The sequence below is a fragment of the Lujinxingia vulgaris genome, from assembly GCF_007997015.1.
Taxonomy (GTDB): Bacteria; Myxococcota_A; Bradymonadia; order Bradymonadales; family Bradymonadaceae; genus Lujinxingia; species Lujinxingia vulgaris.
In genome coordinates this window covers 1-12,452 of record NZ_VOSM01000006.1, presented here as the reverse complement: position 1 = coordinate 12,452, position 12,452 = coordinate 1, and the positions used below count along the sequence as shown (strand labels likewise).

5 protein-coding genes are annotated in these 12,452 nt (G+C 65.1%); 4 read left to right on the top strand and 1 reads right to left on the bottom strand.

Annotated features, from left to right (window positions below):
* The first annotated feature begins 245 nt into the window (after positions 1-245).
* The 4 genes from FRC98_RS13050 (at position 246) to FRC98_RS13035 (ending at position 10,607) form a co-directional block, all read left to right on the top strand.
* Positions 246-4,655, top strand: coding sequence for a hypothetical protein (locus FRC98_RS13050; RefSeq protein ID WP_146981885.1), 4,410 nt, complete (start codon positions 246-248; stop codon positions 4,653-4,655).
* Positions 4,652-8,266, top strand: coding sequence for a DEAD/DEAH box helicase (locus FRC98_RS13045; protein ID WP_146981884.1), 3,615 nt, complete (start codon positions 4,652-4,654; stop codon positions 8,264-8,266). The genes FRC98_RS13050 and FRC98_RS13045 overlap by 4 nt, the downstream gene beginning before the upstream one ends.
* Positions 8,263-9,297 (top strand): hypothetical protein, encoded by a 1,035-nt coding sequence (locus FRC98_RS13040; RefSeq protein ID WP_146981883.1) that lies wholly within the window; start codon positions 8,263-8,265, stop codon positions 9,295-9,297. The genes FRC98_RS13045 and FRC98_RS13040 overlap by 4 nt, the downstream gene beginning before the upstream one ends.
* 344 nt (positions 9,298-9,641) lie before the next feature.
* A complete protein-coding gene (locus FRC98_RS13035; RefSeq protein ID WP_146981882.1) occupies positions 9,642-10,607 on the top strand; it encodes a transposase in 966 nt (321 codons plus the stop codon).
* Here the strand turns inward: FRC98_RS13035 and hutI are convergent.
* Positions 10,574-11,857, bottom strand: coding sequence for an imidazolonepropionase (gene hutI / locus FRC98_RS13030; RefSeq protein ID WP_146981881.1), 1,284 nt, complete (start codon positions 11,855-11,857; stop codon positions 10,574-10,576). The genes FRC98_RS13035 and hutI overlap by 34 nt on opposite strands.
* Between the last annotated feature and the right edge of the window lie 595 nt (positions 11,858-12,452).

The following is a 12,452-nucleotide window of genomic DNA, read 5'->3' as shown; positions in this document are numbered from 1 at the left end:
GCCTCACGATCGAAGACCGGCGATCGAGTGCCTGGCACTCATACAGATCGAAGACCCTCGATCGAGTGCCTGGCACCCATACAGAGCACCCGTGTTCGAAAGCCTGGCACCCATACAGATCGAGTGCCTGACACCCGGTCGTTCATGATCAAATGCCTGGCACCCGGTCGTTCATGATCAAATGCCTGCAGATCGAATGCCTGGCACCCTGACATCTTTTTTTCCGCGCGCAGGAACCCCATCCCATGCCAGACCGCCCCGCCACACCTCACCTCTACCCCGACCCCACGCTCGTGGTCGGCATCGGCCGCGTCGGCCTGGCCCTGCTCGAAGAACTCGGCCAGGACTGGCGCTGGCTCTCACGCACCGCCGCAGACGACACCTCGGTCAAGAACCTGCGACTTCTCTCCATCCTTCCCAACTCCGAAGTCGACGATCTGCGCTGGCGCCACCCCGAAGTCCGACTCGCCAGAATCGCCCTGCTCGCCGGCGACGACGACCTCCCCACCCTCACCCTTCACTTCGCCATCATCCGCTCCCTGGGCCTTATCCGCTTCCGCGACGGATCTTACCAACTCGCCATCCCCAGAGACCGCGGCCCCATCGAAACCGGCCACAGCCACAAAACCCGCCGCAAACGCTTCTTCGACTGGCTCCCCCTCGACTCCGACCCCCGCCGCGCCGTCGAACGCCTCCACCGCCTCGCCAGCCGCGACCCGGAGGTCGACCTCTTCCTCACCCCCATCGTCGAACGCGTCCTCCACGGCCAGAGCCCGCGCCTGCTCCTCAACCTCATTGCCCGCGCCCGCGCCTACTCCCAGGGCCGCGACCCTTCTCCCTGGTCATGGCTATCCCCCCACATTCCTCATGATCGAGGGCCTGGCACCCGGTCCGAACATGATCGAGTGCCTGGCACCCGGTCCGAACATGATCGAGTGCCTGGCACCCGGTCCGAACATGATCGAGTGCCTGGCACCCCTTCCGAGCATGATCGACTGCCTGGCACCCGATCGTCCCTGCACCTCACCCCCACCGAAGCATGGGCGCACGAAGACGATCGCCACCCCGCCCTGCGAGCACACATCGCCCCCCCGCCTTCCAACAATGACGGCACCTCACGCCCCATCATCATCCCCCCCAACTTCTGCCCGGTGCCAGGCGACCTTACATCTCCCCTGGCCCCCCGACGCCTCCTGAGCATCGACTGGGAAACCACCGGCTGGGTCGCCAGCGAACTCGACACCCACGACACCATCGAGTTCCTCCCCCTCGATTTGAGCCCCTTTCGCCTGGGCCTCTTCGACCACGACGCCTCCCCCGGCTTCGACCACGACGCCACCGCCGACGCCCTCAAGGAACTTGGCGATCTTCTCCACCGCGGCCTTTTGCGCATCTGGCTCGATCTTCAACAGGAGCGCCACGAAGATCCGCTCCTCTCCCTCCAGGAGCGCCGCCGCCTCAACGCCGAAGCCTCCGCCGAGCAATGCCTGGAGCTTCTGGCCGAACTCGTCGTCGAACCCCTCACCGAAAAGGGCGTCGACTCCCCTCTCCCCCGCGTCTCCCACCGCCCCGACCGCTGGGTCGACGGCCCCACCCTTCCGCTCGAGCCCTCCCCCACGCTCCGACAGGCCATCGTCGATACCGAAGACGCCCGCTCCTCCCTGGAGCGACCGCTCCTGCAACGTCTGCGCGAACTCGGCCTGAACTTCGGCCTTGATGAGCTGGGTGAGCGCCCCCTCTTCCGCTCCATCTCTCTTCGACCCGACGACCTCAACGCCGAGGCTCGTCTCACCCCCCTGCGCAGCGTCGTCAACCAGGAAGCGCGCCACCTTTTGAGCTTTGACCACCTCTCAAGCTACCGCCAGCGCGCCTCCCGCCAGCCCCCGCGCCTCACCGTCTACCTCGTCGCCGACGCCAAAGAACCCTTCACCCGCCGCGCCCTGCGCCCGGTCCTGCGCGCGATCCACCAGGAGCTCATCCGTGCCTACGGCCCGCTCCTCGACACCAGCCGACAGGGCTTCGATCGCACTCTCGCCATCGTCCCCATCATCTGGACGCCCCACCCCGCCGACGCCTTCGGCGGCGAACACCCTCAGGCCAACATCACTGAGGAAGCCTCCATCCTCAAAGCAGTCCACGACCTGCGCCGCTGGGTCGAATCCGTTCCCCCGGCCCACCGCTGCATCCCCCAGATCTTTGTCAACAGCCGCGTCACCGCCAGCGCCGTGCTCGGCCTCGACGACGCCATCCGCCAGACCCTCGATTTTATCTCCCTGCAAATCCGCAACGAGCTCGGTCGTGACCCCTGGCTGCGTCACACCGCTCAAGGTTTTGACGACAACGACCTCTTCGCCACTTTTAGCTGCATCCAGATCAACTTCCCCGCCGAGCGCGCCCGCGATTATCTGTCCAACCGCCTGGCACGCGAATCTCTACGCCGCCTCAAAACACCCTCCACCCAAAGCGCGGGCGCAGACACCAAGTCCGAAGATCACCTCGACCCCGTCCTCCCCCCGCCCCGCTCCCTGCTCGATCCGGCGCGCGAAAAGCTCGCGCACCTCACCTCCCAGACCGCCTCACGCCTTTGCGCCGACGTCGACGACCGCCTGCAAGTCTCCACATCCACAACCTCCGAAGATCTCCGCACACGCTTCGACGAGGCTTTTGAAGATCACCTCTTTAAGCAGGTACACAACGCCTGGCACACCCTCACCCGCCAGCGCGGCGACATGGACCTGATGGTCAACGCCCTGCGCCAGGACGCCAACCTGCACCTCCTCGACGCCCTCACCCTGAGCCGCAAAAACGCCGACCGCCTCATCGAGGAGCGCGCCGCCGACGGTGGCCTTGCCCAGGCCCTCACCGGCTTCAACCTCCTCCACCAGAACTCCCGCAACCTCCTCGACGACGCCGAGCGCCAGCGCATCTCCGCCCAGGAACTTTGCCTCAAGCATAACCTCCCCGACCCCGCGCCCATCGCCCGCGCCCGACACGACCTTATCGACGCCGCCAACCAAAAACCTGACCTCAATCCCCTGCGCTTAGGGCTTGTCACCTGGGCTATCCTGGCTCCCGCCCTGGGCGCCCCCCTGGCCCACGCCGCAGCCCGCGCGCTCAACCTCCATCAGCAACCCAACTTCATTGAGCCTCTCCTGGGCCCGGCCGGCTGGCTGGTGGGCGGACTCCTCGCTTTCCTCCCCCTGGCCCTGCTCCTGCGCGCCCACCTGCGCGCCCACCTCAACCGCGTCCACGACGCCATCGACGCCTTGAGCAACGCCCTGCGAGACGTCGTCATGGGCTCCTCCTCAAACCCCCTCCACGCCTCACCCTCGATCCACTCCTTCTTCGCCGCGCGCCTCGACTTAAGCCACGCCTTAAGCACCCGAAACGTCTCCGATCACCTTCACGACCGCGTCGACGCCGACCGCAACCTGGCCTTCCGCCTCATCCAGAGCGTCGAGCTCCAGGAGCGCCGCCTCCAACAGCACGCCGAATCCCTCGGCGCCAGGCCCGCCCCCCACGACGTAGCCGCCTCTTCAGAGCGCCTCGACGACGACGTGCAAAAGATCTTCTCCCTCAACCCCTCACGCCCCGGCGCCACTCGCCAGCACACCCTGCTCGCCCCCGAACTTCTCCTCGAACACTACCACCGCCACTTCCCCGCCCTGGCCGACGTCGAGGCCTGCCTCCCCGAGTTTCTCACCCACGCCGGCGGCTTCCACCGCTGGCGCGAACAGGCCTGCCTCGCCAGCACCGAAAGCATCCTCGGCTTCGGACGCAACTACTTTGGCGAACTTCTCACCACCCCCGTCGGCGCCCAACCGGCCTTCGAGCTCTCGGTGGGCCTCAACCTCGCCAGCTTCGTCTCCCACCACTACGCCTCGCTGGGCTTTGGCGCCCGCTTCGTCGGCTACGAGGGATTCGACACCTCCGGCATCCGCAAACTCGCCGACGCCTCCCTGCTCATCCACCCCCAGCTTCGCCCCGCCCTCGATCGCGCCCGCACCTCCCCCGACGCCCCACCCACCACCGAAACACTCGACGTCATCGAGGCTCCCATCCTCCCCAACACGGCTTTTTTGCTCTCGCTGGTCCAGGGAATCAACGCCCGCAGCATCAAAAACCTGCGCCGTCAGGAGTCCTTCTTCGACCGCCTCGATCTTCCCGACCCCGCCACGCCCTGGCAACACAACCCCATCACCATCGCATCCCGACACCGCTCCGGCGAGCCTGGTACCCGCACATCTTCTGACTCCACAACTTCTGCACGAGTGCCTGGCACCCACACATCTTCTGATTCCACAACTTCTGCACGGGTGCCTGGCACCCACACATCTTCTGACTCCACAACTTCTGCACGGGTGCCTGGCACCCACACATCTTCCGACCCGACAACTTCTGCACGGGTGCCTGGCACCCACACATCTTCCGACGCCACAACTTCTGCACGAGTGCCTGGCACCCACACATCTTCTGACCCCACAACTTCCGCACGAGTGCCTGGCACCCACACATCTTCTGACCCCACAACTTCTGCACGAGTGCCTGGCACCCACACATCTTCTGACCCCACAACTTCTGCACGGGTGCCTGGCACCCACACATCAAGCACCAGCACGGCAAACACCACCCCCGACGAGGAGAATAACTCATGACCATCATCGCTCTCCTCACCGACCTCCGCCTCCTGCTCTCCCTGCTCAACGAACTGGTCTGGCGCACCCTCGCTTTCTCCCTGGATGCCCTCTCTACATCCTCACCACTCCAGGTCGCCTTCCTACTCATCACGCTGCTGGTCACGCTCTTCGCCACCGCGCGCTCGATGCAATCCGAGCTCAACCGCACCCTGGACCGCGACCCCGACACCCGCATCAACCCGCTCCTCCTCGAGCTTCGCTACACCCTGCCCGGCATCGCCCTGCGCGCCTTTATCTGGATCATCACCCTGCCCGCACGCATGCTCCGCGCCCTCTTCAACCTCTTCCGCTCCAAACCCGACACCAAAACCACCCCGGCCCCCGAGCCCCCACCGATCCTCGTCCCCACCTTGGGCCCGAGCTACCTCTGGGCGATGCTCATCACTGCCGCCATCTTCGTCCTCTCGCTCGGCCTGACCCCGCTCTTGCGCTGGCAACTCGACGTCCCCGCGCACTTCCCCCTCTGGACCTACCTCGCCATCGGTCACCGCCCCGAGCTCGCTCCTTTCCTGCCACTGGACACCTACCCCTGGCTCGCCACCCTGCTCACCACAAGCTTCTGGCTCTTCCTCTGGTGGACCTGCGCCCGCATCGTCCGTCTGACCCACTGGAACGATCTGGGCATCAACCTCATCGACCATGTCCGGTCGCCTGGCACCCTTACATCCTGGCGCACCTACTTCGCAGCCTCATCGCTTCATGACCTGGATTCCTCCTTCAAAACCTGGGCCCGCTGGCTTCCCCTGGCCGCAGCCCCGCTCCTCTTTCTCTCCTTCACCGCCCTGGCCGCAGAGCCCTACCGCGTCAATCCCTCGTCCTTTGCCCTGGCACTGGTCGCGCTGACATCCTGGAGTCTTCACCTCACCCTCAAAGGCCTCTACCGCCCCGCCACGCTCGCCGAAGACACCGAAACCAGGGCTCCCGAAGCCGCCCCGCAGGCCGACTGGCTCGATGTCCTCGACCACCTGCAGACCACCCGGGGCTTAAGCCGACCGCCCCTGGCCCAGCCTCCGCGTCCCCTGCCCCAGCTCGACTTCCGCCCCATCTCCAAAGACGCCGACGCCCTGATCTCCCCGCTGCTCACCGAGCTTCTGCCCGCGCCGGCCCGCCTCACCTCGATGCAACACGACGTCCTCACTCACCTCTCCCACAGCTCTTTTGTGCACCTCGCCCCCCCGGCCGACACCCGCACCTTAGCCCTGGGACAGCGCTCCAATGCCAGCGGCTCCAGGCTGCGACACCGCAACCAACTCGTCATCGCCCCCGAAGGCGCCGGAAAGTCCACCCTCGGCATGCTTGCCGCCCTCAACACCGCACTGACCCACACCCGCAGCACCCTCTTCATCGTGCGCGACGACGAGCGCGCTCACCACACCGCCGAGCATCTGCGCAACCTGCTCACCCCCTCCACCCTGCGCTGGAACCTGCGCACCCGACGCATCGACAGCCACCTCGTCGAGGACCTCGCCACAGGCATCATCCCCGACGTGCTCGTCTGCGATCTCCACGAGCTCACCACCGCCATCCTGGCCGACGTCGACACCTTCCGCCCCCTGCTCACAAACCTGGGGCTCATTGTCGTCGACGACCTCCACGCCTTCTGCGGCCCGATCGAAGTGCACACCCAGCTCGTCATGCGCCGCCTCGACCTGCGCCTGCGCGCCCTGCGCCAGACCGACGACATCGGCGAAGACCTGGCACCGATCTTTCTGATGCTCGCCACAGAAACCATGGACAACCTCCCCACCTTCGCCCGCGCCCTCTGCGGTGTCGACGCCGCCCCGCGCATCTTCACGCTTCACCCCAAAAACCAAAACGCCTCAATGCCTGGCACCGATGCATCAGAAACATCGCCCAACCCCACATCTTCTCCCGATCAGCACCTCATCTACGACCTTGACACCTTCACCACCCCCGAGGGCGCGCCGCTCTCCGCCTTCGACATCATTGAGGCCTGCGAAACCTGCGCGGTGCCCTGGCACTGGCGCTCGGCCGGAGATGATCGCACGCACCTCGGCCGCGCCACCCTACCGCTGCGCGAAGAACCCCTGCACCACGTCGACGATCCCCTCCACGCCCGCGTTGTCTTCATCGAAGGCCACGCCACCAGCGTCACGCGCCAGCTCAACGCACTACAGCGCGCCGGTGCCCTCCTGGAGCCAAAACATCTCCCCGAGCCCGCCCCCACCGACGGCATCGACCAAAACAACGACGTATCCTCCCCGACCAACCCCGTCGCCCTGATCACCATCATCGATCCGATCGAACGCCTGGCACTCGATCATCTCCCCCCGTCCGATCGCCTGGCACCCGATCTCGAACACCTCGATCGCCCCGCACCGCGTATCGCCCCCCACACTCTCGCCTCCCTTCCTCGCCCCTTCTTGCGCCCCCCCGCCGGCGAACTCACCCGTCGTCACCTCGCCAGCGAGCTCACCCAGCACACCACCGAAGTCGCCTCCCTCCTCGACGTCTTCGGCAACGACATCGCCCCCACGCTCCGCACCCTGGCCCGACGCGGCGAACTTCTGCTCGACCCCCGCACCTCCATCTCCCAGACCACCCGCACCTACGAAGAGAAGCTCTACGTCCGCGCCCTGGAATCCTCCATCAACCCGGAGCACGCCACCACCGACGCCTCCCTTCCTGCCCCCGTCACCCAGGTCGAAGTCGCCTCCCCCCAGCACGTCTGCCTGCGCGAGCGCACCACCCTCATCGAACTCGGCCGCATCGACGCCCACAGCGCCCGCTTCCTCTACTACCCGGGCCGCATCTTCGACTCGGTGCACGGACGCCACATCGTCGTCACCTACGCCGACGACCAGGCCGCTCAGGGCGCCTTCAACGTCGGCGACGTCATCGTCGAGCCCTTCCTCGGCGACGACCGCACCGCCCCCATCCGACGCATTCACGTCGATCTTGTCGCCGCCCCCCACGATAGCATCACCCCCGAACGACATTTCCTCGGCGAGTTGCCGGTTGGCCTGGCACACTTCCCGGTGCAATGCCGACTCCACCACCGCGCAACCCGTCGCCTGGCACCCGACTCCGCGAGTATCCGCGAGCGCATCTACCAGCGCACCGACGACGAGCAGCCCCCCAGAATGCGCACCCGCGCGCTCGGCATCTTCCCCAACCTTGAGCCTGATGCCTCCCTGACCCTGGCCTCCGCGCGCATGCTCGCTGCAGCCCTGCGCGTGATCATCCCGCTGGTCTACCGCGGCGCCGACAGCGCCATCGCCACATCACTGAGCATCGCCGACGACACCCCCGAAAGCGACATCCCCCACGACCGCCTCCTCGCCAGCACCGATGCGATCTTCTTCATCGATCTTCACAGCGATGGCAACGGTGCCAGCCAATCGATCGAACGCGATGGCATCTCCCTCTTGCTACGCCTGGCCTGGACGCTCCTCGCCAACCTCTCCTCCCCTCACCCCCTTCTCAACGCCCACGACGACTGGGACGCCCCCCTCACCGATGAAGACGCCTCCCTGGCCCTTCAAGGCGCGCTGCATTGGCTTGAAAACCACATCCACCTCGACAACCACCACGGGGCTCACTCATGAAGACCTTCCTTCTACTCCCCGTCTTCTCTGCCGCGCTCTGCCTCATCGCCTGCTCGCCACCCGAGGGCCCCCGGCAACTTCCCGCCCCCCGACTCGACCTCTCTCAAATCTTCCCTCAGGCCGACACCACCGCATCTCCCCAGGCGAACCTCGCCACCAGCGAGGAGCGCTTCCGGCAGCTGGCAGACTCCCCCGCTCCATCTCCCGCCGCCCACTCGCGTATCCGCATCCCCCTTGGCGCCTCACTCTCGGGCGAAATCCCCCACACCCCCGACTGGAACTGGTCTCAGCGTACCGGCCTCACGCTGATCTCCCATCAGCCCGACACCTCACACCCGGACATCCTCATCCTCGCGCAACCCTACGCCCCCACCCGCCCACAACACCCCTCCCGGGCCCTCCAGACCTTTATCAGTGAGATCCTCCCCGACACGTCTCCTCTCTCTCTGACGGCGCTTACCCGAAACCTCTCCCAACTCGCCACGGAGTTGCAGTCGCTGCAAACCTCTCTGACCGGCGGCCGCGGATTCGGCTTCACCCCGGCACCCGACACCTTCTCCGGCTGGCGCACCCTCGGCCAAAACCCTGCCGGAACCCACCTGCGCCTGGCACACTACACCGGCATCTGGGCCTCCCAACCCAGCCTCCCCGCCGGCCTGACCCCTCAGAGCCTCTCCACCCTCTCCTCTCAACTCACCTCGAACCTCCCCGCAGATATCATCCCCGAAGATGTTCTTAACGAGACGCTCACCACCCTCAACGAGCTCTCATCCGCAGCGGAAAGTTCCACCACGTCCGCCCCGCGAGCAAATCGTCCCCCCCAGTCCGCGCGCCTCCTCATCGCCACCATCGAAGCCACTCCCTCCCGGGGGATTCACCTCGCCATCCTCTGTACGGGCACCACCACCTGCCCCCAGACCCCGCACCTCACCCACTTCTTGGAGAGTATCTCCTCTGCGGAGCTCACAACCTCAGCCCCGGCTTTCCCCCTCCCCGAACATACCGAACAACTCCACCTGATCCTCCCCTAACCCTTGCCCGTCACGGTGCCAGGCTGTCAGACAGTACACCCGTCACGGTGCCAGGCTGTCAGACAGTACACCCACACCCATCCCGGTGCCAGGCTGTCAGACAGTACACCCGTCCCGGTGCCAGGCTATCAGACAGAACACCCGTCACCGTGCCAGGCTGTCAGACAGTACACCCGTCACGGTGCCAGGCTCCTGGATCGAACACATCATCCGCCACGTCGAAAACTAACCTGCCCCCCTTTTCCCAAAAAAATCCACACCCCGACGCAAACCTACATCAACCCACACGATAATAGTCCTACGACGTCTCTCATCTCCTACCGAACCAGAACCCCGAGACAGACATGGGACGCCCTCTTCGAATCCAAAACCCCGACTACTGCTATTTCGTCACCAACCGCTGCTTCCAGGACCGCTTCCTGCTCACCCCCACCCCCGAGGTCAACGCCCTGATCCTGGGCTGGCTGGCCCGCGCGGCCAAACGCTACAACGTCGACATCTTCTTCTTTCTCTTCATGAGCAACCACTTCCACCTGGCCGTACGCGCCCCCCGTGAGAACCTCCATCAGTTCATGGGCTACTTCCAGTGTCACCTAGCCCACGACGTCAACAAACTTCTCGGCCGAACAGGCTCCCTCTTCGCGCGCCGCTACAGCGCCGAGCCCATGCTCGACGACTCCGCCATGATGCAAAAATGGCGCTACACCATGACCAACCCCGTCGATGCCGTCCTGGTCTCCCACGTGCGCTTCTGGCCCGGCGAGTCCTCCTACCAGGCCCACCTGGACAACGCCCCCATCCAGGCGGTGTGGACAGACCGCGAAAAACTGCGCTCCATGCGCCGGCGCAAAAACCACAACCCCGCCGACGAAGTCCAGGCAGACCGCCACATCGAGCTTCACCTGGCCCCCCTGCCCTTTCTGGAAAACCACACCCCGGCTCAGCGCACACGCCTCTTCAAGCGCTCCTTAAGCGCCCACACCCGCGTACTCAGCAAAGACCGCAATGAGCGCGGCGAACAGGTCCTGGGCGCCGTCAACGTGCGCTCCCAGAGCCCCTTCGACCGCCCGAAAAACCCTGCCCGTTCCCCTCGCCCCCTCTGCCACACCCGCTGCCCGATCCGGCGCAGAACCTACCTCAAGCTCGTCCGAGAGATCACCGAAGCCTACCGCGCCGCAAACGCCCTGTGGCGCGAAGGCCACCTGCCGACCTTTCCCCCGGGCACCATCCCCCCCGGCTGGAGCTGCACGACCTCCGCCCCGGACATCACCCCGCCCTACTCCTCCACATCGGCCTCTTCGGTCCAGTAAACGAAGTTCCCGCGGTAGATCACCGCCTCGGTATGTGTCTGCCCGAAGTGGTAGGTCAGATAGCGGTAATGCGGCACATCAAAACACGCCACATCGGCCCGCGCCCCGGCGCGAAGCCCCCCGATGTCCGTCCGCCTCAACGCCCTGGCTGCTCCCGCAGTGATGGAGCGCAGAGCCTCGCCAGGTGTCAACTTGTAAAGCGTACACCCCAGCATCAAGATCGTCCCCAGATCCTGCGTCATCGCACTTCCCGGATTAAAATCCGTTGCCAGTGCAACCTCACAGCCCGCATTCAACAGATCTCGCGCCGGTGCCAGGTGATCGATCGTCCCCAGAAACAGGTTCACCGCCGGCATCAACACCCCCACCACCCCGGCCGCAGCCATCGCTTCGATGCCTTCCTGATTCACAAACTCCAGATGATCCGCACTCGACGCCCCGACCTTCGCCGCCACCATCGCCCCGCCCGCGTCGGTGATCTCATCGGCATGAATCCGAGCCACCATCCCATGCTCCTGACCACACCTTAAGATTCGCTCGGCCTCCTCCGCATCAAACGCTCCCCGATCACAGAACACATCGCAATACGCCGCATATCCCCCCTTCGCCACCTGCGGAATCATCTCCTCACACACCAGGTCAACGTACGCTTTTCGCCGATCCCGATACTCCTCCGGCACCGCATGCGCCCCCAGAAAACACCCCACAAGCTCGCACGGCACCTCCTTCTGCGCCCGCTGCACCGCCTTTAAACTCTTGATCTCATCGGCCGTCGTGAGCCCGTACCCGCTCTTGACCTCCAACGTCGTCACTCCCTGCCGCACCGACAAAAACGCCCGCCGCACCAGCGCATCGGTCAGCTCCTGACCCGACGCCTGACGCACCGCCTCCACCGTCGTCAAGATTCCCCCACCCTCCTCCAGCACCTCGACATAAGGCTTGCCCGCATTACGCCAGGCAAACTCCTGAGAGCGCTCCCCGGCAAACACCGCATGGGTGTGACAATCAATCCACCCCGGCATCGCCACCGCCGTCTCAAAGACGTCCATATCCCCGCGACGCGCCGACTTCGGCCGCTGCTCCCATGGCCCTACCCACGCGATCTCTTCTCCCTCCACCACCACGCAACCGTCCTCGATCAAACCGACAATCGCATCGTCTCGCTCCTCCCCCCCATCCCCGTACTCCGCCAGCCGCGGCGCCTCCTGCGGCATCGTCAACAGCTGTCTGGCCCGAATCGCGTATCCCATGGTCACTCCTCTCTGTCGCAACTACTCAGCTCAGCAAACAACGCTCTCGCGTCACTAGTTCTCACCGCCTCCCCTATACCACACTCAATCAACGCGTCGCCCCGAACTCCAATCTGCACGACTGCCTGGCACCTCGACATCTTCACCTTCGAAGACGATCTGCACGAAGGCCTGGCACCTCGACATCTTCACCTTCGAAGACGATCTGCACGAAGGCCTGGCACCTCGACATCTTCACCTTCGAAGACGATCTGCACGAAGGCCTGGCACCTCGACATCTTCACCTTCGAAGACGATCTGCACGAAGGCCTGGCACCTCGACATCTTCACCTTCGAAGACGATCTGCACGAAGGCCTGGCACCTCGGCATCTTCACTCTCAAAAGCGATCTGCACGACTGCCTGGCACCGCAACGCCGCAATCACCCCCTCCTCATGATTGATCACATCTCATCCATCATTTGCCTCGCGATCAAAAACCCCTGCTCCAACTCCAGCAGATGAGCCCAGCCGCGGCCCAGCACCTGCCAGCCCGCCGGGCCATTGTTTTTGATGTGGCCGCCAAGCGAGGCGACCGCCGCCATGATGCGTCCGGC

Bases quoted from the DNA above. Each gene is read 5' to 3' on its own strand.
- FRC98_RS13050 (WP_146981885.1), top strand. From the start codon at position 246: ATGCCAGACCGCCCCGCCACACCTCACCTCTACCCCGACCCCACGCTC.
- FRC98_RS13045 (WP_146981884.1), top strand. From the start codon at position 4,652: ATGACCATCATCGCTCTCCTCACCGACCTCCGCCTCCTGCTCTCCCTG.
- FRC98_RS13040 (WP_146981883.1), top strand. From the start codon at position 8,263: ATGAAGACCTTCCTTCTACTCCCCGTCTTCTCTGCCGCGCTCTGCCTC.
- FRC98_RS13035 (WP_146981882.1), top strand. From the start codon at position 9,642: ATGGGACGCCCTCTTCGAATCCAAAACCCCGACTACTGCTATTTCGTC.
- hutI (WP_146981881.1), bottom strand. From the start codon at position 11,857: ATGGGATACGCGATTCGGGCCAGACAGCTGTTGACGATGCCGCAGGAG.